The organism is Martelella mangrovi (assembly GCF_040545495.1).
Lineage (GTDB): Bacteria > Pseudomonadota > Alphaproteobacteria > Rhizobiales > Rhizobiaceae > Martelella > Martelella mangrovi.
Window position 1 is genome coordinate 18,933 of record NZ_JBEPLY010000008.1, and the last position, 24,349, is coordinate 43,281.

A 24,349-nucleotide genomic window follows, 5' to 3' on the forward strand; every position below is an offset into this window, starting at 1 on the left:
ACCTCAGCTCATCCGGCCCATCAGGCGGTAGAACCAGTCGGCCGGCATCGCCCGCTTCAGGATGGCGCCCTGTTTGGCCGGCGTTGTCACGAGATAATGCGGCTTTGGCCGTTTCGCCGTCAACGCCTTCAGCAAGACAGCATGGACGGCGTCGGGGGCGAGCTTGTGACGGTTGGCCGGACCCGAACCATCGAGACGGGCCAGCTGTCGGCGGTAGTCTTCGGCATGCACCGAGCCTTCGAGGTCGATATTGGCCCTGATATGTTTCAGCGCATTGGCGGTGAATTTCGAGGCAATCGGCCCCGGCTCGATCAGGCTGACGAAAATGCCGGTTCCCTCAAGCTCCATGCGCAATGTCAGCGACAGGGCTTCGAGCGCATATTTCGATGCCGAATACGGCCCGCGATAGCGATAGGGCAAGAGGCCCAGGATCGAGGAACACTGCACGATGCGGCCGTGCCCCTGAGCCCGCATGACCGGCACGATCTGCCGCGTCAGCTCATGCCAGCCGAAGACATTGGCCTCGAACTGGGCGCGCAGAACATCGGTTGCGACATCCTCCACCGCGCCGGTCTGGCCGTAGGCGCCATTGTTGAACAGCGCATCGAGCTTGCCGCCGGTGCGCTGCAGAACGGTTTCGACCAGCGCGGCAATCGAGGCATTGTCGGTATAATCCAGATAAAGCGCCTCGAGCCCGTCTGCGGCCAGCGCTGCAAGATCGTCTTCACGGCGCGCGGTGGCGAACACCCGCCATCCATCGGCATGCAGCGCGCGGGCACAGAAAGCACCGATGCCGCTTGAACAGCCGGTGACGATAATCGTGGATTTTTCAGTCAATTGTCTCTCTCCGGTACATCAAACCGATCACTATCCTATATAAGGTTACAGATACGCCACAAACGGTTCCCCCGCTGCAACCGCCATTGGGAGAGAGTATGAAGACGCCGGTCCGGATGACGTTGAAGGTCGCCTATGACGCGCTCTATCATTTCAGTGAGGATGACGGCTGGGCCATGGCAAGCCATGTGGCACTCTCGACATTGCTGGCGCTGTTTCCCTTCCTGATCTTCGGCACAACGCTTGCCGGTTTTCTCGGCGCCGATGAATTTGCCAATGTCGCCATCAATTTCATCGTCGGCGCCTGGCCGGAGGCCATTGCCGAACCCGTTTCCAACCAGATCCGCGAGGTTCTGACGGTTCCGCGGGGCGGGTTGCTGACCGTATCGGTTCTGGCGGCGGCCTATTTTGCCTCCAACGGCGTGGAAGCCGTCCGCCTTTCGCTCAACCGCGCCTACAGGGTGGAAGAAACGCGCACCTGGTGGTGGCTGAGGATCCGCAGTCTGGGCTTCGTGCTGCTGGCGGCGATCATCTTCGCCTTTCTCAGCATCATGTTCGTGGTGGTGCCGCTGGCGCTGCATTTCGCCGAACGCTGGTTCCCCTGGCTGGAAGACGCGCTCAACCTGCTTTCCAATGCCCGTCTGCTCGGCACGTTTCTGCTTTTGCTGTTCGGGCTGGTGATCGCCCACCTGTTTCTGGCCTCCGGACGCCGCCGGCTGGTCGATGTGCTGCCGGGGATCATTCTGACGCTTGTCGTCTGGTCGCTGTTCGCGTCGGGCTTTGCCTATTATCTCGGCACGTTCGCGCAATACAGCGCCACCTATGCCGGTCTTGCGACCCCGATGATCCTGCTGGTGTTTCTCTATTCGATCGGTGTGATCCTGCTTCTGGGGGCCGAGGTCAACGCCGCTCTCCTGAAATACAAGGTCATCAAGCACGCCCCATGGAGCCGTCACCGCGCCCGCAAGGCAAAGCATTCAGAACCCGCACATGACCCGAATATCGGCGGGTGACACACCTTTGGCCCGCAATTCTTCCAATGCCGTATCCTGATTGGATTTGGAAAGCTTGCACCCGTCCGCGCCCAATATCAGCCGGTGGTGATGATAGACCGGCGTAGGCAGTCCCAGCAGCTCCTGCAACAGCCTGTGAACGGACGTCGCATGGTAGAGGTCCATGCCGCGCACGACATGGGTCACGTGCTGGGCCGCGTCATCGGTGACGACCGAGAGATGATAGCTCGACGGTGCATCCGAGCGCGACAGCACGATATCGCCCCATGCCCCGGGGTCCGCCGGCGTCTCGACGATGCCGTCATCGGTATCCTCCAGCCAGAAAAGCGGCTTGCCAACGGCCTCTATCGCCGCCGCCATATCGAGCCGCCAGGCATGCCGCACGCCGCTCTCCAGCCGCTCCCAGCGTTCTTCAAGAGACAGGCTGCGGTCATCGCCGGGATAGTGCGGCGCGCCGTCCGGATCGCGTGGCCACGTCTTCCCCTGTTCTTCGTGTTCGGCGACATGTCTTTTCACCGCGCCGCGGGTCATGAAGGCCGGATAGGCAAGGCCGCGATCAATCAGGCTTAGCAGCATGGCCTGATAGTCGGCAAAATGCGCCGACTGGCGGAAGACCGGCCCATCGAAGTCGATACCGAGCCAGGCCAGGTCGTCGATGATCTGCGCTTCCAGTTCGGGCGTGCAGCGGGCGCGGTCGATATCCTCGATCCGCAGCAACAGCCGTCCGTCGGCGGCATGTGCCCTCCGCTGGTTTTCAAGCGCCGACAACGCATGGCCCAGATGAAGCCGGCCGTTCGGGCTCGGCGCGAAGCGGAAAACGGGTCGAGCGATGTTCAAATTCATGCGATGACAGTCCGCGTTCAAAATTCATGGAAAGGGGTAAGGCCGATGCAGCGTCTGCGCAATGCCGCCGATCTCGACACGGCGGTGCACAACTTATGCAAAAGCGTGACCGCTATGGCAAGAATTGCGGCCGTCAGCGGCGAAATCCCGCTCAGGCTGCGGCCGGGCGGGTTTGAGGGGCTTGCCGAGGTCGTGGTCGGGCAGTTGATCTCCAAACAGGCCGCAGCCGCAATCTTCGCGCGGCTGAAGGCCGCCTGCCCGCTGCTGACGGCGGAAACCTTTCTTGCGCTCTCGCCACAGACACGCGCCGGTCTCGGGCTCACGCGCGCCAAACAGGCAAGCCTTGAGACGGTCGCACAGGCCGTTATGCACGGCAGTCTCGATCTTGACCGCCTTGCCGATCAGCCAAGCGAGACCGCGATTGCCGAACTGACCGCCCATCGCGGCATCGGACCGTGGACGGCAGAGGTCTATCTGATGTTTTCCGCCGGACATATCGACATTTTCCCGGCAGGCGATCTGGCACTCAGGGCAGCTGCCGCACACGCATTCGGGCTTGCGACGCGGCCGGAACAAAAGGTGCTGCGCGCACACGCTGAAGACTGGCGCCCGTATCGCGCAGTCGCGGCGCGCATTCTCTGGGCCTATTATGCCACCGTGATGAAAAAAGAAGTTCTTCCGGTCGGCTGAAGAATTGCAGCGACTTTATCCCCCTTATTCATGCACTCGTTTTATCAGGCTTCACAATGCTGTAACAACAAGCCTAATATACAGAGAAAGGATGCCGAATCGATCAGGAGAGCAACTTGACGATTGCAGTCTCGCCTCAGGCCTTGCCGGCGCTTGTGCTGAATGCCGACTACAGGCCCCTGAGTTATTACCCCTTGTCGCTATGGTCCTGGCAGGACGCGATCAAGGCCGTCTTTCTCGACCGTGTGAACATCATCGCCGAGTATGATCAGGCCGTGTCTTCGCCCAGCTTTTCCATGCGGCTGCCGAGTGTCGTCTGTCTCAAGACTTACATCAAACCCTCGCGCAACCCGGCCTTTACCCGCTTCAATGTTTTCCTTCGCGACCGTTTCCAGTGCCAGTATTGCGGTAGCCATGACGAACTGACCTTCGATCATGTCATCCCGCGCTGCAAGGGCGGCGAGACGACGTGGGAAAATGTGGTAGCGGCCTGTTCGCCGTGCAATCTGAAAAAGGGATCCAGACTGCCGAAACAGGCTGGCATGATCCCTTGGCAGAAGCCTTACCGCCCGACGGTGCAAGACCTGCACAACAACGGCCGCCGCTTCCCGCCAAACTATCTCCACGAAAGCTGGCTCGACTACCTCTACTGGGACAGCGAACTGGAGCCGTGACGGCCACTATGCCCGGCATGAAGTGCTGCGGGACACGCGCCCGGAATGGCACGGATATTCCCAGCAAGACGGCAGCAACGAAAAACGGCGCCGGTTTCCCGACGCCGCTCAGTGATTTCAGGATAAAATGTCTTGATCAGGCCGTAGCGTGCGACTTGATCAGATTGCGCTCGACCAGCAATTCGGCGATCTGGACGGCATTGAGGGCTGCCCCCTTGCGCAGATTGTCGGAAACCACCCACAGGGCCAGACCGTTTTCGACCGTCGCGTCCTCGCGGATACGCGAAATATAGGTGACGTCCTCACCGGCGCATTCGACCGGGGTGACGTAACCGCCATCCTCATGCTTGTCGACAACCAGGCAACCCGGCGCCTCGCGCAGGATATCGCGCGCTTCGTCGGCCGTGATTTCCTTTTCGAATTCCAGGTTCACGGCTTCGCCATGGCCGACGAACACCGGCACGCGCACAGCGGTGCAGGTGACCTTGATCTTCGGGTCCAGCATCTTCTTGGTCTCGGCCAGAACCTTCCATTCCTCCTTGGTGTATCCGTCTTCCATGAAGACGTCGATATGGGGAATGACATTGAAGGCGATGCGCTTGGTGAACTTTTTGTTTTCGATCGGATCGGCAACAAACACGGCGCGGGTCTGGTTGAACAGCTCGTCCATGCCATCCTTGCCGGCGCCGGAAACCGACTGATAGGTGGAGACCACGACGCGCTTGATGGTTGCGGCATCATGCAGCGGCTTCAGCGCGACAACCAGCTGGGCCGTCGAGCAGTTCGGATTGGCGATGATATTGCGCTTGGTAAAGCCCTCGACAGCATCCGGGTTGACTTCCGGCACAATCAGCGGAACCTCGGAATCGTAACGCCAGGCCGACGAATTATCGATCACCACGCAGCCCTGCGCTCCGATCTTCGGCGACCACTTCTGCGAAATCGAACCGCCTGCAGACATCAGGCAGATATCGGTATCGGAGAAATCGTAGTTCTCCAGGTTCTTGACCTTCAGGGTCTTGTCGCCGAAGGAAACCTCCTTGCCGACGGACCGGCTGGAAGCGAGCGCCACGACCTCATCGGCCGGGAAACCGCGCTCTGCGAGGATGGAAAGCATTTCGCGCCCGACATTGCCGGTAGCGCCAGCGACTGCAATCTTGAAACCCATGATGATATTGCTCTCTTTCGTTTCTCTCCTCATGTGGTCGGGAGCGGAAGAGCGGCCGTCAGGCCCCTTCCAGTCCCCGGCCAGACCGGGGAGAGAGCGGCAGGGCCAGAGACATCAGACGATTTTTGTCGTCGTTTTCTTGGCCGTTTTGATGAGAATTCCGGATGCACAGACCCTGCTGCCGGCGCGGGGCGCCAGGCTAACATCGCCAGATACGGGACGCAGAAGCTTCAGCATGAATTTGTGTCCTTTAACCGCGAAGGCTAATGGCCTTTTTGAGCCCGCAAGTCAAGGTCTGTTTCCCCGGAAGCCTGAGCATGGTGGCTGCGCATGAAGGCCGGTTTGAGTGCCTTGATACTGTTGCGCGGCACCGGCTTGCCGGTTTCGTCGATCCGAAAAACCATGCGGTAGCGTGAAAAGAAGATCGCCACGAAATAGGTGCACCAGGTCCCGAAGGCGAGCCCGACGATGACGTCACTTGGATAATGAGCGCTGACAATCGTGCGACACATGGCAATCAACACCGCAAGACTGAAGAACAGCATGCGATGACGCGGCATGAAAAACGCGGCACAGGTAAACATCGCCGCGATCGTCGTTGAGTGCCCGGATGGAAAGCTCGCAAAATCAGGATTGAAGTTCATCGGGCTGAACGAGAACGGTCCGATCTCCCGGGAAAAAAGCAAATAGGGGCGTGGCCGACCAACCAGGTTCTTGACGATCGCAACAGCGATGCCTGAAGAGGCGATCGACGCAAAGACAAAACCGGACGCCTGGGCAAAGAACACACCTTTGGCCCGGGTGCGCCGATCCCCCGTGCCGGCTGCCCCCAGTCCAATGACAACAGCGAGAAAGCTGGCGAACAGAATCCAGTCGGATTTACCGAAATGCGTCAGAAGTTCACCGTAATGAACCATCGTCGGATGGAAATTCCGGCTCATGAAACCGACCGGATAATCCAGAACCGCAAACGCCACCAGAACCAGCGCAAGGGTTCCGATCAGAAAGCCTCGCCAATGATTGCATGGCCACTTTCTGGACTTCATTTTTCGCCGCTGGCTGAACCAGCGATAAGGTACTGTCATTATGTCCCCGCACAACCCTTACCCGAACGTCTGCCCGGGTGCACGATGGCCAGAGCCTAAATGAAAAATACCGCGATCACAACGTAACGCACTTTCTAAAACACGAATGCTTCAACATCTGACACCATATCGACGCGATTTTCCACATCAACGGCAGCAATCCTGTGACCTCAGACCAGCGGAGCACGCCGCCTAAAAACCGATAGCCTGCAACAGCAGGAAACATCCGGCAGACAGGAAGGCTGCGGCCGGCACGGTGATGACCCAGGCCGCGATGATGGTCATGAAATGCGAGCGGCGCACCAGCTTGCGGCGGGCGCGCTCCTGCCCCGGAATGCGGCGGGCAACCGGCCGTTCCATCTCGATGCGACGGGCGCGCCGTTCCATGTACCATTCACGGAAGAAGCCGACGCCGAATACTCCGCCGACCGCAATATGGGTGGAGCTGACCGGCAGGCCGAGCCATGAGGCGGCAATCACCGTCACAGCGGCCGAAAGCGCCACACAATAGGCCCGCATCGGGTTGAGCTTGGTGATCTGGCTGCCGACCATGCCGATCAGCTTCGGCCCGAACAGCACGAGGCCGAACGAAATGCCGAGTGCACCGATCAACATCACCCACAGCGGAATGGCGACCTGACCGGCAACCGCTGCGGATTTCTGCACATAGGCAATGGCTGCCAGCGGCCCCACCGCATTGGCCACATCATTGGCGCCGTGGGCAAAGGAAAGCAGTGCCGCGGAGACCACGAGCGGCAGACGAAACAATGTCTTCAGCGAGCGGTTGCGGTTTTCCAGCCCTTCGGACTGGCGCCGGATAAAGGGCACCGAAACAAAACCGAGGATAACGCCAGCCACCGCGCCGATGATCAGGGCCGTGCCGAAATCGATGGCGACGATTTTCTTCAATCCCTTCAGCGCAAGATAGGCCGCAAAGGCGGCGCTCATCACCCCGATCAGCACCGGCACCCAGGTGCGCGCAGCGGCAATCTTGTCCTCGACATAGATCACCCGCCATTTGATGAAGGCGAGCATGGCCGCCGCGATGACGCCGCCCAGCAGCGGCGAGATCACCCAGCTTGCCGCAATCGCCCCCATGGTCGACCAGTGCACGGAGGCAAAGCCCGCCGCCAGAATGCCGGCGCCCATGACGCCGCCGACCATGGCATGCGTGGTGGAGACCGGCGCGCCGATCCAGGTCGCAACATTGACCCAGACCGAGGCCGCCAGCAGTGCCGCCATCATCGCGCGCACGAAAACCGCCGTGCTGGAAAGCGCCGAGGGATCGATGATGCCCTTCGAAATCGTCGAGACCACGTCACCGCCGGCCAGCAGCGCACCGGCGCTTTCGCACACGGCGGCAATGGCAATGGCGCCGAGCAGCGACAATGCCTTGGCCCCCACGGCCGGCCCCATATTGTTGGCAACGTCATTGGCGCCGATATTGAGCGCCATATAGGCCCCGAAGGCCGCCGCCACGATGACCGCAAGGCTTTGCGGCTCACCGCCGGTGAAAATCGCGGCCGCGACCACGGTCAGGGTCACGAACACGAGACTGACGCCGACGCCCACCAGAGGGCGGGCGGCATACATGGTCGCCTCTTCCAGACGCGTCAGACGGTTCAGGTCCTTGTCGAGCGTCTTCCACTGCGGCGTGGCGTCTTCTGTCACTTTGAATGTCCTTGAAAATCCGGAAGCCGGTCAGCCATGCCAAACGGCACTCAGCGGCGACGCGCGTCTTCGATGCGTTTGGGGAAATCCTTCAGGATTGCCTTGAGTTCAGGCTCATCAACAGCACGCGCCGCGTCTTCCGGGCTCATCCATGCCCGCTCGCGCTCGGCCATTTCCGGAAAACTGTCCAGCAGCGCCTCGACCTTGACCGCATAGACATAAACATCGGTCGGCACCGGCAAGCCGCCATTGACGATCTTGTTGTAGCGATAGCGTCCGATCCGGATACGGTCAGTGTCGGCGGGTTTGACACCGGCTTCCTCCCAGGCCTCCTGCAGCGCCGTGCCGGCACCATCGGTCCCGGCCACCGGCCATCCCTTGGGAATGATCCAGCGCCGCGTCGTTCGCGAGGTGATCAGCAGGACTTCGGGACCATCAGCTCCGTCGCGATGGCAAAGGGCGGCGAGCTGCACACGCGCAGGCCGGCCAAGCAGCGGAGCGAGGTAGTTATTCCAGATCCGGGAAAACATTCATAAAACCGTCATAAAGCGGACAAGTGGGTGTTTGTTTAGTGAAAAACGGTTCGTTTCTCAAGTCACAATGGAAACACGGCCACGCATGGCTGCATCACGCGGCATCCGTAACCAGGGCGGAAAACTCAACGGATCCGCTTTTCGAGCCTGTCGATCACCGTCTTGCCAAGCGTCTGCGGCTTGACCGCAAGCGCCGGATCGTCCCGTTTCAAACGCTCCGCCATATTCTGCAACCCGAAGGCGGCGGCCGATTTCAGGTCCTTCAGCTCGTCCCAAGCGACAGGGGTAGCGACCGGGGCGCCGGAGCGAGCGCGCACCGAATAGGGCAGGATTGCGGTCGCGCCGCGCTCATTGCGCAGCCAGTCGATGAAGATGCGCCCCTTGCGCTTTTCCTTCGACATGGTGGCGGTGAAACGGTCGGGTTGCGCATCGGCCATCAGATGGGCAAACGTCCTGGCGAAGGTTGTGAACGCTTCCCAGCCGACCGTGCGCCTGATCGGCACGACAGCGTGAATGCCCTTGCCGCCGGTCACCATCGCATAGGCCTCAAGCCCGATATCCGAAAGCAGGGATTTCAGGTCGAAGGCTGCCTTCTTCGTTTCGGCAAAGCCGAGGCCCTCGTCGGGATCGAGATCGAACACCATCCGGTCCGGCCGCTCCAGCCGGTCGGCGCGCGCTGCCCAGCCGTGAAACTCGATTGTGCCCATCTGGGCCGCGGCGATGTAGCCTTGAGGGCCCGCGACATAGAAATACTCCCCGGTCTCGCCGTCCTTTTCCGCGATGTCGATCCGGGCGAGCGCTTCCGGAAAGCCCTTGCCCGCATGTTTCTGGAAAAAACATTCGCCATCAATACCGGCTGGACAGCGCAGAAGCGAGACGGGACGCGCGCCCGAGACAACGCTCATGCGCGCGCCGACACGGCCGTAGTGACGGGCAATATCGATCTTCCGCACCCCGGCCTTCGGGAAAAGTTCGCGGTCCGGGTGGGTAATGACAATGCCTTCGACCGTATCGTCATCACCGGCTCGTTGTTCGGGGCGCCTCCCTTTCTCTGACATCACGTCCTCTGCCTCCCTATCCTGGTGCAGATCGAGACAGGCGCCGTTGCGCACATGTCCCCTCACCTCACCACGGCGTCTTGCCGTCCGGTTCGAAGAAGCCGCCGGACTCTTCCCCCTCAAGCGCAAAGCGGGCGGGAAGCCGTGCACCTTCTTCCGGCGTCATCGCGCCAAAACCGGTTAGATCCGTCTTCGCAAAACCCGGGCTCACCGAATTGACGACAATTCTGCTGCCGCGCAACGCCTCATGCAGTTGCACCGTCAGCATGTTCAACGCCGCCTTGGAGGCATTATATCCGATGAACTGCGAGGCGTAATAGGGCGACGTCGGATCGCCGTTGAGCGTCAGGGAACCGAGTGAGCTTGAGATATTGATGATCCGTCCCTTCTCCGCCTTTCGCAAGAGGGGTAGCATGGCCTGCGTGACGGCAAGAGTTCCGATGAAATTCGTCTCCATGACCCGGCGGACGGCGCTGATTGCGGCGGTATCCGGAGGACCGTCGGAAAAATCGAAAATGCCGGCATTGTTGACGAGCACGTCCAGCCTGCCGTGTCTTTCCTCGATCCATGCTGCCGCTGCGGCAATCGTTTCACTGTCATCGATATCAATGTGAACCGACTGGACGACAAGCCCCTCGGCACCAAGGTCGTCCACTGCTTTTTGAGCGCGGCTGTCATCGCGCGCGCCGATGATCACCTGCATGCCCGCGGCGGCAAGTTTGCGGGCGATCTCCAGCCCGATCCCCTTGTTGGCGCCGGTGACGAGGACCGCTTTCTGTTCAGACATTCATCAAATCCTTTCCAAAGATCGCATTCCGAGCCTAATATATGAAGCATTATTCATCTTTTGGATTCGCTTTTGCCCAGCCCCGCCCGCCCTTCTCTGACACCCCGGAAACAGCCGCGTCAGGCGCGTGCCGAAGCCACCGTGGACGCCATTTTCGAGGCGACCATTCAGCTTTTAACCCGACCGGGCGCGGAAAACCTGACGACCACGCGCGTGGCCGAACGCGCCGGCGTTTCGGTCGGCACGCTCTATCAATATTTTCCAAACAAGCAGGCGCTGATCTACGCCCTGAACGCGCGCTATCTCGAAGCGCTTGCGGAAAGGATCGAAGCGACTTGCCGGGCACAGGAGGGTCAAACCGCAAAGAACATGCTTAAGGCCCTGATCGACACCTATTGGCAGGCCAAGACCGAAAGGCCGGAGGTCACACGGGCGCTTTATCGCTCTGTCGCCGATCTCGATAACACCGCGCTCATCGAAACATTCGCACACCGGGTCGACGCGGCAACCACCGCCATGTTTTCGAGTGCCAGCGATACGGAGTTCGCCAACCTCGCAGAAGTGAACCTGACGCTTGTGACCGTCATCTTCGGCACGGTGCGCAACGCCTTCGAGCGCGGCCTGGACACTGACGCGGCCGACGGGCTGCATGGTCAGTTGCTGCTGATGTGCGAGGCCTATCTGTCTGCATTGGCAAACGCATAAATCACGCGAGCGGGCAGCCTGAAGGCCCGCTTGATCGCGCAAGCGCATCAGCTGTTCGCGCGCCGGCGCAAACAATCGCCCCCAATTTCGCCATATTTTGCACCGCAAACCTTGCCCCGTCGCGCCCAAGTCCGTATTGACTGTCGTCAATGAACCCCGGACCCGGTGAAAACCCGGGTGGCTCTTCCGGCCGCCGATCCGCCGGACAACCATTGAAACTGTTTTCATGATTTTCCGGCCCGCATTCCGCCTGCCGGCCGCAAACAGACTTTCAGGGACCATTGATGAACACCAGACATTTCTCACTCGCCCAGTACCGGCAGGAGTGGTTCGGCAATGTGCGCGCCGACACGCTTTCCGGCCTTGTGGTTGCCATGGCGCTCATTCCCGAAGCCATCGCCTTTTCGATCATCGCCGGCGTCGACCCCAAGGTCGGCCTGTTCGCCTCCTTCTCGATTGCCGTGATCATTTCCTTTGTCGGCGGCCGGCCCGGCATGATTTCTGCTGCAACGGCGGCAACCGCCGTGCTGATGACCCCGCTGGTCGCCGGCCACGGGCTGGAATACCTGCTGGCCGCCACGGTGCTTGCCGGCATCATTCAGGTGATCTTCGGCCTGTTGAAACTCGGTGCGCTGATGCGTTTCGTTTCACGCTCGGTGATGACCGGCTTCGTCAATGCGCTGGCGATCCTGATCTTCATGGCGCAATTGCCGGAGCTGACGGACGTGACCTGGATGACCTATGTGCTGGTCGCGGGCGCGCTGGCGATCATCTATCTGCTGCCGCGCGTCACCAGTGCGGTCCCCTCCCCGCTGGTCGCCATCATCGTCATCACCGCCTTGACGATGATCTTCCATTTCGACGTCCGCAATGTCGGCGACATGGGTGAACTGCCGGACGCCTTCCCGGTGCTCCACCTGCCGATGGTGCCGCTGACGCTTGAGACGCTTGTGATCATTCTGCCCTATTCGCTGGCCGTCGCCGTGGTCGGCCTGCTGGAAAGCCTGATGACCGCCCAGTTGATCGACGACCTCACCGATACCCGCTCCAACCGCAACCAGGAATGCGCCGGACAGGGCATCGCCAACTTCTTTACCGGCTTTATCGGCGGCATGGCCGGCTGCGCCATGATCGGCCAGTCGATGATCAACGTGAAATCGGGCGGCCGCGGCAGGCTTTCGACCTTTATTGCCGGCTTCGTCCTGCTGATCCTCGTTGTCGTGCTCGACCGCTGGGTTCGCCAGATCCCGATGCCCGCGCTTGTTGCGGTGATGATCATGGTCTCGATCGGGACATTCTCATGGTCTTCGATCAAGAATCTGAAGGATCATCCGCGTTCCTCTTCCGCTGTCATGCTGTCGGTGGTCGCCGTCGTGGTCGCCACCCACAATCTGGCGATCGGCGTTCTCGTCGGCGTGCTGCTGTCGGGCATCTTCTTTGCCTGGAAAATCGCCCAGCTCTTCGGCGTCCGTTCGGAACTTTCCAAAGACGGCACCGCGCGGACATACTATGTCGAAGGCCAGCTGTTCTTTGCCTCGGTGGAGGATTTCAACGCCGCCTTCGATTTCCGTGAAGCACTCGAAAAGGTCGTTATCGACGTCTCCCATGCCCACATTTGGGATATATCAAGTGTCGGAGCGCTGGATATGGTAGTCATGAAGTTCAGACGCGAGGGCGCCGACGTCGATATCGTCGGCCTCAATGAGGCAAGCGCGACCATCGTCGACCGGCTTGCCGTCCACGACAAGCCCGACGCGCTCGAAGAATTCATGAAAGAGGGGCACTAGGGAGAGAGATCATGGATAAACTGACTGCCTTTATCGACAGCTCGAACTACGCCGAAAGCGTGTGCGACCATGCCGCCTGGATTGCCGGGCAGCTTGGCCTCTCCGTCGAACTGGTTCATGTGCTGGAGCGCCCACAGGGCCATCACGCGCCGACCGATCTTTCCGGATCCATCGGGCTTGGCGCCCGCACCGCGCTTCTGGAGGAATTGGCCGAGCTTGACGCACAGAACGCAAAACTGGCGCAGAAGCGCGGCCGGCTTCTGCTCGAAGGCGCGCTGGAACGGCTTGCCGCCGAAGGGGTGACCGACGTCAATATCCGGCTGCGCAATGGCGATTTCGTCGAAGCGATCGAAGACGTTGGCGCGGATTCCCGCGTGATCGTCATCGGCAAGCGCGGCGAAGGAGCCGATATCGCCACCGGCCATCTCGGCTCCAACCTGGAACGCGCCGTGCGCTCGGCAAAGCAGCCGGTCTTCGTGGCCGCCCGCGCATTCAAGCCGATCCACAAGGTGCTGATCGCCTATGACGGCGGCCCGAGTGCCGAAAAGGCCGTGGAGCGCGTTGCGACAAGCAGCATTCTGCAGGAGACGGAGGCCACGCTTCTGACGGTCTGCAAGGATGGCGATCCTCTCGCCGGAAAGGCGGAAGCGGCGTTGAAGCGCCTGCAGGATGCCGGTGTAACGGCAAAGCTTCTGACCCGTCAGGGCCACGCCGAAAAGATCATCGAGGACACCGCCGTCGAAACCGGCGCCGACCTTCTGGTGATGGGCGCCTACGGCCATTCGCGCATCCGTACCCTCGTTATCGGTTCGACGACAACGGCCGTGCTGCGCGCCTGCAAAATCCCGGTCTTCCTGGTGCGTTGAAACGGTCGCGACCGAAAACACCGGCATATCAGGCATGAAAAAACCCTCCGGAACAGGCGTTCCGGAGGGTCTTGTTTTTCACCCGGCCGTGATGGCCGGTCCGCGCCCGGAAATCAGGCGGCGCTGAGGTTTTCAGCGGCGCTCTTGCCCGTGCGGCGATCGGCGACAACTTCGAAGTTGACCTTCTGGCCTTCGGCCAGCGTGGTCATGCCGGAGCGCTCAACAGCGGAGATATGGACGAAAACGTCCTTACTGCCGTCTTCCGGTTCGATAAAGCCATAGCCCTTGGTGGTGTTGAAAAATTTAACGGTACCGACGCTCATAACGATTTCCTTTCAAATCGTGCGTTCCAAATTCACATGATATACACCATGCAGTGTCGTTCGATTTTGATAGGAAGACCGTTTCCAGCGCTTTCACGCAGACGTAACTTAGCAAACAAATTCGATAGTGCATTTGTTACGCGACAATCATGACCGGAGCAAGACGCTAATTTTTTATTTTTCGGTACGGTTATACATGGCGCAAACGCCGGACAAAGTCGGTTTTCAGGTAAAAAAACACCCTCTGCCCGGGAGGAGGGACAGAGGGCGATGGGGATTTTCTGTCGCCGGAGCGCGGCGTTTTTCGCCAGTCCGCCCCGGACTTTCCGTCGGTATCGTCAACGCGGCGTCATGAAAGGAAGCCGCGGCCCCGAACGGAGCCGGGTCTTACTTTACAGCCTTGCGGGCAACCCGGCGGATGTCTTCGCGATTGATGCCGAGGTCGGCCAGTTCGCGGTTGTTCATGCGGTTCAGTTCGTTGACCGTCTGACGGTACTTCATCCAGTTGTTGAAGCTATGTGTCATGCTCATATCGTTTCTCCCTTCACCTGAAGGTCTCGGCGTCGCATCCGTGCGACGCATCCTTGCTTCTGACAATGAGGAATATAGATCCTGTCCCGGGCGTGAGGCAGAGGGTTTGCGTCAACAGTCCTATGCATTTTCTGCAATGCTTAGCGCTGTCGCGCGCCCAAACTGATCAGAAAACGTGCAACTCCGCGTCCCGAGCGGTTCTGCTTCGCTTCGTCTGCAAAAGCACAAAAAAATAGCGCTCACCGGGGGAGGAGGAATCCGGTGAGCGCCATTTGATGTGGTCAGTGACTGGGAGGAGGAGGAGTATCACCGACCTATCGAAGGGTATTTGGGAGGAGGAGGAGAATACCCTTCGAATTCTGTAAATTCTTTATGCGTCGCTTAGAACGAAGCCCGGCGTGCGATCCGGCGAATGTCTTCGCGGTTGATGCCGAGGTCGGACAGTTCGCGGCTGGACATACGATCCAGCTCGCTGACGGTGCGGCGGTATTTCATCCAGTTGCTGAGGCTGCGTGTGACGTTCATCTTCTTGTCTCTTCAATCAGGCGTCTCGCTTGAGGGACGCTCATCAATTGCTGTTGAACCCGATATAATCGTTTTGATTTGGATGAGACAGACCCTTTTCAGCAAGGCCCCTATGCAAAAAACGCAGACCTCCCCAAACAGCCTCCAGAGGATACGGATCAGGCTGCCCTCGCCCAGAATTCAAGCGACCGCTATGCGCGCGCCAACAGCCAGCGGGTCGCTGTTTCCGGCCGCCTGATCTGCCGGGGCGGTATTTCCGTTATAGGCTGAAAGAGCGGGTGGCACCGGATATCGGGACGGATATTGCAGGTTGATGTACTTGCGGCGATACAACATCTCGTTCGAGAGCCGAAAACAACTTACGGATAGTTGAACCTTTCCGTGCATAAGGGTTTTAGTGCATTCGAACCGTTCACCCCGATCCTGGTTCAAATGGCAGATTTCATTGCTTTCCGGCACAGCCTCTCGCCCACGGAATTCATGGCGTTGGCGGCCAACGGCATAGGCACCGGCAGGAGAGGAATGCAAAGCTGACGCGGTCTGACGGCCTTAACACATGAGCAGCATGCACATCCTGTTCATTCCCGGGCAGCAGCCCCGGCACCGATAATATCTATGGACTGGAGACGACCCGAATGGATGACGACATCAAGGCCGGTAACATCAGGCGATGGCTGCAAAGCCGCTCCTTGCGGGCCTGGCTTGTGTTCGGCTTTGCTCTTGCGCTGCTGCCCGTCGTCCTGCTGTCGACCGTCTGGTACACCCAGTATCGCCAGCAGGTTGCCGAGCCGTTCCGCAATGTCCTCCACACCCAGCATCGCGTGCTCGTTTCGCTGGAACGGATCCAGAGCAATCTCTGGGATATCGCTGCCTCTGTGAATGACTACGCCAACAGTGGCGAAGAACACTATCGCAGCACATTCGAGGCTGCCGAGCGAGAAGTCGCCACCCACTTGCGCGATCTGGAACAGGTCACCGGTGAACATCCCGCCTTCATCCCGATTCTTGAAGGCGTGGAGCAGCAATGGTCCGCGCTTCTCAGGGCCGCTGCCGCCGTCGAGCCTCAGGAGGGAACGGTCGATCCGACCCTGATCCGTTTTGAAAGCGCTATCGCGGAAACCGGCAAGCGCATCGAGGATATTGCCGAGACCATGCGTATCCTCAACGAGCAGAGCCATGCCCGCGCGCTTGAAGTCATGAAAAGTCTCGAGCTCTTTGCCGGACTGGCCGGATTGTTCGCCTTCCTGTTTGCCGCAGCCGGCATCTACATCATCGATCAGGCCCTGATCCGCAGCACGGACAAGCTTGTCGAAGGCGCCATGCGGGTTGCCAACGGGGAACGCGACCGGGAGATCGATGTGCGGGTTCCGCCGGAACTGGCCTCCGTCGCCCAGGCCTTCAACGCGATGATGAAGCAGATCATCCAGCAGGAAGACAAACTCGCCGCAGCCGCACGCGCCGACGGGCTGACCGGCCTCGACAATCGCCGCGAATTCGACCGGGTCCTCGATACAAGAATACAAACCGCACGCGAGACAAATCAGCCCTTTGCCCTGCTAATCATCGATGTCGATCACTTCAAGGTCTTCAACGACACCTATGGCCATCTTGCCGGTGACGACGTTTTGCGCCAGGTGGCCCAGGTCATTTCGGAAAACGCCCGCGACGGAGATCGTGCCTACCGCTATGGCGGTGAGGAATTCGTGATGATCATGCCGGGGCTGAGAGCCTATGAGGCGGCGGCAATCGCCGAGCGGGTCCGCAAGGCGATATCCGAACATACCATGGTGTTGCCGGATGGCAGCGAAAGCCAGTTGACCGTCAGCATCGGTGTATCGGTGTTCAACCCGCAGGCCAGCCAGCCCGACATCGTTGATCTGGCCGACAAGGCGCTCTACACAGCAAAGACGGAAGGGCGCAATCGGGTAAAAATCACCGCGTGAGGCCTTTTTTCAAGGGAGCATGCGATGACGCGTTCAATCCTGTGTTTCGATATCGGCGGCACATCGATCCGTGCGGCTCTGGCCATTGACGGACAGATGCCGGGCGCTGTGACCCGCTTCGACACGCCGGCACGGGACCACGCCGCGTTTCTGGACCGGCTTGCGAGCCTTGCAGCGGCCCTGCCGCAACGGCCGGATGCCATCGCCATCTCGCTTGCCGGGGTTGTCCACCCAAAAACCGGAAAACTGATCGTGGCCAATATACCGGCGATCCACGGCACCGACCTGAAAACTGATCTGCACCGCCAGATCGGCATTCCCGTGCACATTGCCAATGACGCCGACTGTTTCGCCCTTGCCGAAGCCGTTTTCGGCGCCGGCAAGGGACATGATATCGTTTTCGGCGTCATTTTCGGAACCGGGGTCGGCGGCGGCCTCGTTTCCGGCAGGCGGCTGATCAACACCGCCGGCGGCTTTGCGGGCGAATGGGGCCATGGCCCGGTCGTGCCGCTCATGGCCGGTGATACGCCGATACCGCACTTTGCCTGCGGATGCGGCCTTTCGGGCTGCCTCGATACCGTCGCCGGAGCGCCGGGCCTTGAGCGCCTCCACACCCATCTTCACGGAAAGAACGATACGGCAAGAGCCATACTGTCCGACTGGCAGGCGGGCGAAACCGGGCCTGCGCGCACGGTGGAGGTGTTTCTGCAGCTCGTCGCCGGGCCTTTGGCCATGGCGGTCAACCTCACCGGCGCGACCATCGTTCCCACCGGCGGCGGACTTGCCCGCAACCATGCGCTCGTGGCGGCAATCGACGAAGCGGTGCGCCCGCTGACCCTGTCGAAACCCGCCCATCCGCTGATCGTGCCCGCGGCAAGCGGCGAAGAGCCCGGCCTTGCCGGCGCGGCAGCGATCGGATTTCAGGCGTTTTTACCCAAGGAACGATGACACCGATCCCTCGGTTTGTTGACAAAACAGCCCTCCCTCCGGGTCGTCCTCGGGCTTGACCCGAGGATCCAGGGCTACACGCAGTATGCTTGCCAGAAACCCTTTCTTATTAAAGGGTTGAGTGGAATGGATGCTCGGATCACATCCGAGCATGACACCTGTGGGGACAGCTGACGGAGGCAACAACCCGCACGTCTTCGGATTGTCAGCGGTCTGGGGGGACCGATAATACCGATCTCTGATATTATTCGTCGTAACGGCCGAAACGGGTCAGCATCTGCTTGGTGGCAATCCCGAGCAGGACGGTCCCGATCACCAGTGCCAGCGAAAAAGACATGGTGTTGGTCGAGAACCAGTTGGTCAGCACCAGCCGGATATTGCTGATCGAAAACGGCGTATCGAAGATGAACACGGTCGATCCGATACCGACATTGTCGATCACGCCGGTATTGCGGTTGTAGGTGGTGATCCGGCCCTGCACGGCGTCCCAGTGCTGGCGTTTGGTCAGCGCCATCATGCCATTGGAGAGATTTTCGTGGGTCGGGGCGGAGATCACGGTCCAGGCGCCGTCATCGTCCGGGCTCGGCTCCTGGGCGATGATCATCGAAATCGAGTTCGGCGGCAGATAATCGTCATCCGGCCGCGGCAGGAAGCGCAGCGTCTCGAAGGAGAGATCGTAATTGCGTTTCAGGTATTTTTCGACCTCGAAGATCCAGTTGTACCACCCGGCGGTCACCGCCTCGTCCCACTCCTCGATCGTGGTTTCCGGCCCCTCCGAATAATTGGCCTCGCCGCCGACCTGCTGGGTCCACACGCTGCGGCTGGTCTGGGAAATCTTGGCCTCCCGCAATGCCTGGGCGGGCACCGTGCCGATACTGCCGAGGAAAATCGCATCGCCGTCGCCGACATCCTCGACCGCGTGCACCACATCGATGGGAATCTGTCGGCGTGCGGCATTGGCCAGTTTCGCCACGAAATCCGAGGCCGCGCTCATCGTGTCGCCGTTGAGGCTGTCCATGTAGAGAGGAATACGCTCCTCATGGCGCGAATAGGGAAACGCCGTCCCGCTTGTTGCCCACAGATTGGGAACCTGCGCCACCCGCCCGAAATTGGGCATTTCGAATTCACTTGTATCAAACACGGCAAAGCGCGGCGTGTCGTCGGCTGTCGCTCCCGGCAGACAGGCGGCATCTTCCTTGGTCAAAAGGGCAGCTTCAAGCACGATCTTGTTCACGCCCGGTTTCAGGTGACGCATGGTGAAGCGCACCGGCGTGCGCCGAAGCACGGCGCCGTTGACGGTGCTGATCGGCCATGTTGCCGCCAGTTGATCGTTGACGAAGACATGCAGCCGGCTGCCGGGCAGCACGATCGGCCCATAGGCGGCATCGAGCAAAAGCCGGGCCTCACCATAGGCATCGGCATAAAAGTCGGCAGGCAGGCCGATGGCAAATTCGGCGCGGAAGACGCGACCGGAAAACTCCTGCGAGGGAATACCGAGCTGCTCGAAGGTCAGCGTGCGATGGCCGGTCAAAAGCTGCGTATCCTGCTTGCGCCAGGAATGGGTCGAATAGGCTTCCTCTTTCTGGGCGGCACTGCGGGCGGCCGGCGTGGTGATGCCGTCGATCAGCGGACCGATCCGCTGCCAGGACGGGGCCATCAGAACGAGGACGCTCTGGCCAAGCGCGTTGGTGGAGACGAAACGGGCCGACTGGGTGGTGCCGATATCAGGCAGCGCGTCGCCCAGAAGCGGCTGCAGCTCCGCAGGCGTGCCGACATAGACCGGCAGAACGCCCGAGGCGAACCGCGCCGGTTCGGATTTCGAATAGGTGAAGAAAGTGTTCGGCATGTCCGCCAGAAGCGCAAGCCCCTGCGCCAGTTCCAGCATCGGATCGGCGGCAATCGTGTCGCTGAGGCCCGGCGCCACGATATGGAACTGAGTGCGGCCGATGGAATCGACCCCGATGGCGCGAATATCATCCGTTGTCGACATCATCCCGGCGTCGGGGTTGTCGAACAGCAGGAATGTCCGCTCCGGATCGATATCCGTCCACAGATCATAGGTCGAATCGAGATCGCAATCGGTTCTGTGGCGCTGCTTGATGTTGAAGGAAACGAGATTGTAGCCGGGCTTCAACACGCCATCGGGCACGTCGAAGCGCATGTCGGACTGTCGCTCCGAGGATGTCAGCGGCGGACGCGCAACCTCTACATTGTTTAAGGAAACCGTCAGCCGCGAGAATTCCGGCGCGACGAAAATCGAATTCTGATAGCCGATGTTGAACTTTACGGACGAGCGCGCCTGCTCTTCGGTCAGGTACACCGACCAGGAGCGTTCGACGTTTTCGCCTTCGATCCGCATCTGGTCGGCGGGAATGACATAGCGGAAAAACGGAACGCCCTCACCGGTGGCCGAAGCCGCCTGGGAGGCCGGCGATGCCGACGGCTGAGGCTGTGCCGGATCAACCGCCTGCGGCGGCGGACCGGACCCATCGGAGCCCATGTCAAACGGCGCCGCCGTCTGTGCGGCTGCCAGCTGCGGGCCTGCAATGAACACAACAAGAAAAAGCAGGATCCGTTTCATCAGCTCTTGCCCCTCGCCTTGACCGGTGCGCCGCCGGTATTCGGCTGATATTTCCCGATGAAATAGCTCATGCCGCGCCCCATCTGCCGCAGCGACATCTTGATGAACCAGAAGGTGCCGCCGAGCGTTCCGGGATCATTCTTGCGTGACTGCAAGAGCTGCTGCCAGCGATCCGAATTGGCGAACATGAGATCGGACACCACGGAATAATGCAGGCTGCTGACCGGCGCATAACGACAGCCGACCATCGCCAGTTCGCCAAGCGAACGCGCATGACGGATCATCACCGGCACTTCGCCGGGATCACCGCCTCTGTGCGGCTCGACACGCAGCAACGCATGGGTGCCGGGGCGCAGCCTGTCGAGATCGCGCACCTGCACCTGAAGCCCTGCACCATCGGTCGAGACATCCTCGATGGTTCCGCGATAAACACTGTCGCCGATCACCAGTTCGCAGCGCCGGGACATTTTCACCCGCCGCGCCTTCTGCCGTTCGCCGACCTCCGACACCACGCCGAGCGCGGCCGCCGTCAGGAACAGGTTGAGGAAGTTCCAGCCGCCCACGACCCAGGTCACCCCTGCCAGATAGGGTTCGGCATAAAGCCTGTAAACCATCATCACCATGGCGGCGACGAAGATGAAGAAGATGATGAAGAACGGCCGGCTGATTTCCGAAAGACGGCTGTGCTCGATCGATTCATCCTTCGCCGTGACCTTGAAGGACGGTTTCTTGGGATTGATGATCGCGGAAACGACGGCGGGCATCAGGTGCACCGTCTGGATATATTCATAGAGTTCGGAAATCCATGGCCACCGGAACTGACCGAAAAGATAGTTCTGAATCAGCATGTTCACGATCAGATAGGACAGCGTATAGGCCAGAAACTCGCCGCCGGACGCATCGAAGATTTGCAGGCCGAAGAACAGATAACACAGCGGCGCGATCAGGAAGGATGCGCGCGCAAACGGAAACAGCCAGAACAGATTGGACGACATGTAGCACAGGCGCTGCGGTATGGTCAGGCCGCGCAGCAGGATCGGAAACTTGAAGCGCAGGATCTGCATCATCCCCTGGGCCCAGCGGCTGCGCTGGCCGATGAAACTCGAGAAGGTCGCAGGCTGCAAACCGGCAATCAGCGGCCGGTCGATATAAACGCTGTTCCAGCCGTTGGAATGCAGCTCCACGGCCGTTTCGCAGTCTTCCGTGATCGACACACCGGAAAAGCCGTTCACGGAGGCAAGCGCCTCGCGCCGCAACACCGCGGCCGAACCGCAGAAGAAGGACGCGTTCCACTTGTCGAGGCCGCGCTGGATAATGCCGTAGAACATTTCGTTCTCGCTCGGCATCAGTTCATAAGTCCGCAGATTGCGTTCGAGCGGGTCCGGATTGATGAAAAAGTGCGGCGTCTGGGCGAGGAAGAGCTTGGGATCCTCCTGAAAATATCCGACGGTTTCCTGCAGAAAGTCGTTGGTCGGCGCATGGTCGGCATCGAACACGGCGATCAGGTCGCCGGTGGTATATTGCAGCGCATGGTTCATGTTGCCGGCCTTGGCATGCTCGTTTCGCGGCCGGGTCAGATAGCCGACGCCGAGTTCGGCACAGAGCTGCCTCAGCTCACGATGGCGCGTCTGGGCAAGGCTGGCTTCCACAAGGTTCTTGGAATTGCGCTTCTGTTCCGATCCCCCGTCATCCAGCAGGTAGACTTTCAGCTTTTCGGGCGGATAATCCATCGCCTTGGCAGCGGCCAGGGTATTGGACAGCAACGTGGCGTCCTCATTGTAGGACGGGACATAGACGTCCACATAGGGAAGATCGCCTTCAAGCTTGCCCCAACGCGGACGCACGGGAAGCGGAAAGGAGACCACGAACAGGCTGAGCGCCAGCATGCCGACCGAAAACATCTCCGCACAATAAAGCATAAGGCCGGGAATGAAGTTCTGAAGCTCGGTGATCGGCGGAAGCGTGCTCGTGGTGCGCCAGAAGACATAGCGCAGCACAATGGACGTGCCGAAAGCAAGCGCAATCAAACGCCAGTTTCCCTCAGCATGCATCTGCTTGAGCACCATCATCACCGCAACGGCAACCGCACTCACAACAATCTGCGTGCGCAGGTCGATCGGCAAGGTGACCAGACCCAGCACAAAAATCGACGTAATGATCCAGGCAATGACGATTGCGGCCCTACGCATCAGGTGAAACCCTTTCTGAAGGCTGGCATGATAGCTTTTCTAACCTATACGGAAGAAAACTAAGAATTGTTTTCCGCCAAGTCATTTTTCCGAAAAAAGTCCGGACATGGCCAAACCTGCCGGGACACATGGCCATGCGCTTGCCGTTCCAGGCGCCGGCTCTGCTACCGTGAGAATGCTGTCCGCTCAAGCTTCGCATTCCACCTTCCGTCTGACCGCCGCCGTTTTATTCTCGTCCGCTAATATGCACGGAAGCATGGCGTGCTCCAACCCGCAAATGATGGCAAACGCCATGGCGGATGGGCGGCCGGATATCGCCGCCGGCAGCGTGAGCAAAACTATTCGCAGGTGACGGTGGTCGACCCGGGCAACAGGCGGCAGGGCGGCGCGGGGATGGAGCGCGCAGCCGGCGCGGGCGCCGTTGCCGAAGAGGCGGAAGACGATGCGCTGCCGGTTCTGGCCGGTACGGGCATGCTGGTGCCCGACGGTGCTGCTGGCGATGACGGGCTGGCGGCCGGTCGTGCGGCCGGCGCCTGCTGACGCCCCGGCGTCGGGATAGATGCCCCACCGGCCGTCGCGGCACCGGCAGGTGTCATGGCGCCGGGAGCCGGCGGAATATTGGTATAGCCGCCGGATGGCAGGCTGCCGGCCGGAAGACGCACGACATCGACGCTGATCTCGTCGGCACCGGCCGTCGACGTGCTGGTGCGGGTCGTTCTGGTGCGTGTTGCCGGCGCCGGGCGAGCTGTTGAATCCGACAGGACCTTTTCGGTATTGCTGACACGTTCCGGCCGGTCATCATGGGCGCTGCGCGGATAAAGCGGCGCGCCGGACTGGCCAAGCAGCGGCGGCGGCGATGGCTGCTCACCGTAGGGGTTCCAGCCATAAGCCTCGACGGCTGCATTGATGGTATAGCCGTACATGATGCCGAGCAAATCGTCTTCGCTGGCCCCGCTTTCGCAGAAACGGACCCGGATCTGGATTGTGCCGGCCTGGCCAAAGGCCGCGCGGCTGTCCCGGCCCGGCCTGATCTGCTGCCAGCCGTAAAGGCAAAGATCGTCGCCGCGCCCGTTACCGAAGGCATAGCCAAACGGTCCGTAATTGTTCTGCACATAATAGGGCGACTGAACCATCCTGACGCCGGGAAGTTCCTCGCGCATCTCCTCTTCGACCCGCAGATCGGTAACCGAATGATAGCTGAGCGACTGTCCGTTCATCGGAGAATAGTTGCGCGTGCCGAAGAAGATCGCGTTGATATAGTTCTGCCCCGGCGTGCGGGCATCGGTGCGCAGCAGGATCCGCTGGTCGATGGCGTTGGAATACTGCGTTTCCAGCACGGAGATCATCGCAGGTCCGCCCGGCGGCGGCATCACCACGGCCTCTTCCGGCATGAGATTGCGCACATTCGAGGTATAGGGCATGAGATTGCCGGCACAGCCCGCAAGCAAGCCTACCCCAACAAGGGCCAGAGCCTTACGGCTCCCGGTCCTGATCTGATAGGCAATTGCGTTCAACATGATTGCGGCACACCTCGGCTTGGCTGCGACTGGCACTTCCGGCCTTGGTCAGCCAGGATTAGTCTCCATATTTTT

Annotated in this window: 23 protein-coding genes and 1 other annotated feature; of the genes, 8 read left to right on the top strand and 15 right to left on the bottom strand. The window is 60.3% G+C overall.

Translation table 11 applies throughout. The features are described from left to right. Positions 1-3 precede the first annotated feature (3 nt). Entirely contained in the window at positions 4-837 is an 834-nt protein-coding gene (locus ABID12_RS12400; protein ID WP_354434460.1) for an SDR family oxidoreductase, read from the bottom strand. Between the two features lie 98 nt (positions 838-935). Between ABID12_RS12400 and ABID12_RS12405 the strand changes: the two genes are divergently transcribed. Continuing rightward, the gene (locus ABID12_RS12405) at positions 936-1,850 is read left to right on the top strand and encodes a YihY/virulence factor BrkB family protein (RefSeq protein ID WP_106306636.1); all 915 of its coding nucleotides are present in this window, start codon (positions 936-938) and stop codon (positions 1,848-1,850) included. Here the strand turns inward: ABID12_RS12405 and gluQRS are convergent. Further along, entirely contained in the window at positions 1,815-2,693 is an 879-nt protein-coding gene (gene gluQRS, locus ABID12_RS12410; protein WP_354434461.1) for a tRNA glutamyl-Q(34) synthetase GluQRS, read from the bottom strand. The two genes, ABID12_RS12405 and gluQRS, sit on opposite strands and share 36 nt — an antisense overlap. A 45-nt stretch (positions 2,694-2,738) precedes the next feature. Here gluQRS and ABID12_RS12415 point away from each other — a divergent pair, with 45 nt between their 5' ends. After that, positions 2,739-3,383, top strand: coding sequence for a DNA-3-methyladenine glycosylase family protein (locus ABID12_RS12415; protein WP_354434462.1), 645 nt, complete (start codon positions 2,739-2,741; stop codon positions 3,381-3,383). A 116-nt stretch (positions 3,384-3,499) separates the two neighbouring features. Then, positions 3,500-4,057, top strand: coding sequence for an HNH endonuclease (locus tag ABID12_RS12420; protein ID WP_106306627.1), 558 nt, complete (start codon positions 3,500-3,502; stop codon positions 4,055-4,057). Between the two features lie 136 nt (positions 4,058-4,193). On the opposite strand, the gene ABID12_RS12425 is transcribed toward ABID12_RS12420, so the two are convergent. The 7 genes from ABID12_RS12425 to ABID12_RS12455 form a co-directional block, all read right to left on the bottom strand. Then, positions 4,194-5,225 (bottom strand): aspartate-semialdehyde dehydrogenase, encoded by a 1,032-nt coding sequence (locus tag ABID12_RS12425; protein WP_354434463.1) that lies wholly within the window; start codon positions 5,223-5,225, stop codon positions 4,194-4,196. Between the two features lie 114 nt (positions 5,226-5,339). Next, on the bottom strand, positions 5,340-5,462 hold the full coding sequence (locus tag ABID12_RS12430) for a hypothetical protein (protein WP_319518978.1): 123 nt from the start codon (positions 5,460-5,462) through the stop codon (positions 5,340-5,342). A 26-nt stretch (positions 5,463-5,488) separates the two neighbouring features. Beyond that, positions 5,489-6,310 (bottom strand): phosphatase PAP2 family protein, encoded by an 822-nt coding sequence (locus ABID12_RS12435; protein WP_354434464.1) that lies wholly within the window; start codon positions 6,308-6,310, stop codon positions 5,489-5,491. A gap of 192 nt (positions 6,311-6,502) precedes the next feature. Continuing rightward, complete coding sequence (locus ABID12_RS12440; protein WP_354434465.1) at positions 6,503-7,981, bottom strand: inorganic phosphate transporter; 1,479 nt, start codon at positions 7,979-7,981, stop codon at positions 6,503-6,505. 50 nt (positions 7,982-8,031) lie between these two features. Further along, on the bottom strand, positions 8,032-8,511 hold the full coding sequence (locus ABID12_RS12445) for an NUDIX hydrolase (protein ID WP_106306612.1): 480 nt from the start codon (positions 8,509-8,511) through the stop codon (positions 8,032-8,034). A 128-nt stretch (positions 8,512-8,639) separates the two neighbouring features. Next, positions 8,640-9,572, bottom strand: a complete 933-nt coding sequence (gene ligD / locus ABID12_RS12450; RefSeq protein ID WP_354434466.1) for a non-homologous end-joining DNA ligase — start codon at positions 9,570-9,572, stop codon at positions 8,640-8,642. 67 nt (positions 9,573-9,639) lie between these two features. Beyond that, positions 9,640-10,359, bottom strand: a complete 720-nt coding sequence (locus ABID12_RS12455; protein ID WP_354434467.1) for an SDR family oxidoreductase — start codon at positions 10,357-10,359, stop codon at positions 9,640-9,642. A 141-nt stretch (positions 10,360-10,500) separates the two neighbouring features. Between ABID12_RS12455 and ABID12_RS12460 the strand changes: the two genes are divergently transcribed. The 3 genes from ABID12_RS12460 (at position 10,501) to ABID12_RS12470 (ending at position 13,717) form a co-directional block, all read left to right on the top strand. After that, entirely contained in the window at positions 10,501-11,064 is a 564-nt protein-coding gene (locus tag ABID12_RS12460) for a TetR/AcrR family transcriptional regulator (RefSeq protein ID WP_354434468.1), read from the top strand. 155 nt (positions 11,065-11,219) lie between these two features. Then, positions 11,220-11,275 (top strand) — a sequence feature (sul1 is cis-regulatory element that is thought to sense ions involved in sulfur or methionine metabolism; They are found in Alphaproteobacteria). A gap of 73 nt (positions 11,276-11,348) precedes the next feature. Then, the gene (locus ABID12_RS12465; protein ID WP_354434469.1) at positions 11,349-12,851 is read left to right on the top strand and encodes a SulP family inorganic anion transporter; all 1,503 of its coding nucleotides are present in this window, start codon (positions 11,349-11,351) and stop codon (positions 12,849-12,851) included. A gap of 11 nt (positions 12,852-12,862) precedes the next feature. Next, a complete protein-coding gene (locus tag ABID12_RS12470) occupies positions 12,863-13,717 on the top strand; it encodes a universal stress protein (RefSeq protein ID WP_354434470.1) in 855 nt (284 codons plus the stop codon). A gap of 113 nt (positions 13,718-13,830) precedes the next feature. On the opposite strand, the gene ABID12_RS12475 is transcribed toward ABID12_RS12470, so the two are convergent. From ABID12_RS12475 to ABID12_RS12485, 3 genes are all read right to left on the bottom strand, one after another. Then, complete coding sequence (locus ABID12_RS12475) at positions 13,831-14,040, bottom strand: cold-shock protein (RefSeq protein ID WP_106306600.1); 210 nt, start codon at positions 14,038-14,040, stop codon at positions 13,831-13,833. 387 nt (positions 14,041-14,427) lie between these two features. Beyond that, positions 14,428-14,571: a DUF1127 domain-containing protein gene (locus ABID12_RS12480; protein ID WP_319518970.1), complete on the bottom strand. Its 144-nt coding sequence runs from the start codon at positions 14,569-14,571 to the stop codon at positions 14,428-14,430. Between the two features lie 381 nt (positions 14,572-14,952). Further along, entirely contained in the window at positions 14,953-15,096 is a 144-nt protein-coding gene (locus ABID12_RS12485; protein WP_106306594.1) for a DUF1127 domain-containing protein, read from the bottom strand. A gap of 635 nt (positions 15,097-15,731) precedes the next feature. Between ABID12_RS12485 and ABID12_RS12490 the strand changes: the two genes are divergently transcribed. Continuing rightward, positions 15,732-17,039 (top strand): diguanylate cyclase, encoded by a 1,308-nt coding sequence (locus tag ABID12_RS12490; protein WP_354434471.1) that lies wholly within the window; start codon positions 15,732-15,734, stop codon positions 17,037-17,039. Positions 17,040-17,063: 24 nt separating this feature from the next. Next, positions 17,064-17,987, top strand: coding sequence for an ROK family protein (locus ABID12_RS12495; RefSeq protein WP_354434472.1), 924 nt, complete (start codon positions 17,064-17,066; stop codon positions 17,985-17,987). Positions 17,988-18,231: 244 nt separating this feature from the next. On the opposite strand, the gene ABID12_RS12500 is transcribed toward ABID12_RS12495, so the two are convergent. From ABID12_RS12500 to bcsN, 3 genes are all read right to left on the bottom strand, one after another. Then, positions 18,232-20,568 carry a cellulose biosynthesis cyclic di-GMP-binding regulatory protein BcsB gene (locus ABID12_RS12500; RefSeq protein WP_354434473.1) on the bottom strand — a complete coding sequence of 779 codons (2,337 nt, stop codon included), beginning with the start codon at positions 20,566-20,568 and terminating at the stop codon, positions 18,232-18,234. Then, positions 20,568-22,757 carry a UDP-forming cellulose synthase catalytic subunit gene (bcsA, locus tag ABID12_RS12505; protein ID WP_319518966.1) on the bottom strand — a complete coding sequence of 730 codons (2,190 nt, stop codon included), beginning with the start codon at positions 22,755-22,757 and terminating at the stop codon, positions 20,568-20,570. Before bcsA ends, ABID12_RS12500 begins: the two co-directional genes overlap by 1 nt. Positions 22,758-23,095: 338 nt before the next feature. After that, positions 23,096-24,274, bottom strand: coding sequence for a cellulose biosynthesis protein BcsN (gene bcsN, locus ABID12_RS12510; protein WP_354434474.1), 1,179 nt, complete (start codon positions 24,272-24,274; stop codon positions 23,096-23,098). Between the last annotated feature and the right edge of the window lie 75 nt (positions 24,275-24,349).

Coding starts and splice junctions, on each gene's coding strand:
- ABID12_RS12405 (WP_106306636.1), top strand. CDS start 936: ATGAAGACGCCGGTCCGGATGACGTTGAAGGTCGCCTATGACGCGCTC.
- gluQRS (WP_354434461.1), bottom strand. CDS start 2,693: ATGAATTTGAACATCGCTCGACCCGTTTTCCGCTTCGCGCCGAGCCCG.
- ABID12_RS12415 (WP_354434462.1), top strand. CDS start 2,739: ATGCAGCGTCTGCGCAATGCCGCCGATCTCGACACGGCGGTGCACAAC.
- ABID12_RS12425 (WP_354434463.1), bottom strand. CDS start 5,225: ATGGGTTTCAAGATTGCAGTCGCTGGCGCTACCGGCAATGTCGGGCGC.
- ABID12_RS12430 (WP_319518978.1), bottom strand. CDS start 5,462: ATGCTGAAGCTTCTGCGTCCCGTATCTGGCGATGTTAGCCTGGCGCCC.
- ABID12_RS12435 (WP_354434464.1), bottom strand. CDS start 6,310: ATGACAGTACCTTATCGCTGGTTCAGCCAGCGGCGAAAAATGAAGTCC.
- ABID12_RS12445 (WP_106306612.1), bottom strand. CDS start 8,511: ATGTTTTCCCGGATCTGGAATAACTACCTCGCTCCGCTGCTTGGCCGG.
- ligD (WP_354434466.1), bottom strand. CDS start 9,572: ATGTCAGAGAAAGGGAGGCGCCCCGAACAACGAGCCGGTGATGACGAT.
- ABID12_RS12455 (WP_354434467.1), bottom strand. CDS start 10,359: ATGTCTGAACAGAAAGCGGTCCTCGTCACCGGCGCCAACAAGGGGATC.
- ABID12_RS12465 (WP_354434469.1), top strand. CDS start 11,349: ATGAACACCAGACATTTCTCACTCGCCCAGTACCGGCAGGAGTGGTTC.
- ABID12_RS12470 (WP_354434470.1), top strand. CDS start 12,863: ATGGATAAACTGACTGCCTTTATCGACAGCTCGAACTACGCCGAAAGC.
- ABID12_RS12475 (WP_106306600.1), bottom strand. CDS start 14,040: ATGAGCGTCGGTACCGTTAAATTTTTCAACACCACCAAGGGCTATGGC.
- ABID12_RS12480 (WP_319518970.1), bottom strand. CDS start 14,571: ATGAGCATGACACATAGCTTCAACAACTGGATGAAGTACCGTCAGACG.
- ABID12_RS12485 (WP_106306594.1), bottom strand. CDS start 15,096: ATGAACGTCACACGCAGCCTCAGCAACTGGATGAAATACCGCCGCACC.
- ABID12_RS12490 (WP_354434471.1), top strand. CDS start 15,732: ATGGATGACGACATCAAGGCCGGTAACATCAGGCGATGGCTGCAAAGC.
- ABID12_RS12495 (WP_354434472.1), top strand. CDS start 17,064: ATGACGCGTTCAATCCTGTGTTTCGATATCGGCGGCACATCGATCCGT.
- ABID12_RS12500 (WP_354434473.1), bottom strand. CDS start 20,568: ATGAAACGGATCCTGCTTTTTCTTGTTGTGTTCATTGCAGGCCCGCAG.
- bcsA (WP_319518966.1), bottom strand. CDS start 22,757: ATGCGTAGGGCCGCAATCGTCATTGCCTGGATCATTACGTCGATTTTT.
- bcsN (WP_354434474.1), bottom strand. CDS start 24,274: ATGTTGAACGCAATTGCCTATCAGATCAGGACCGGGAGCCGTAAGGCT.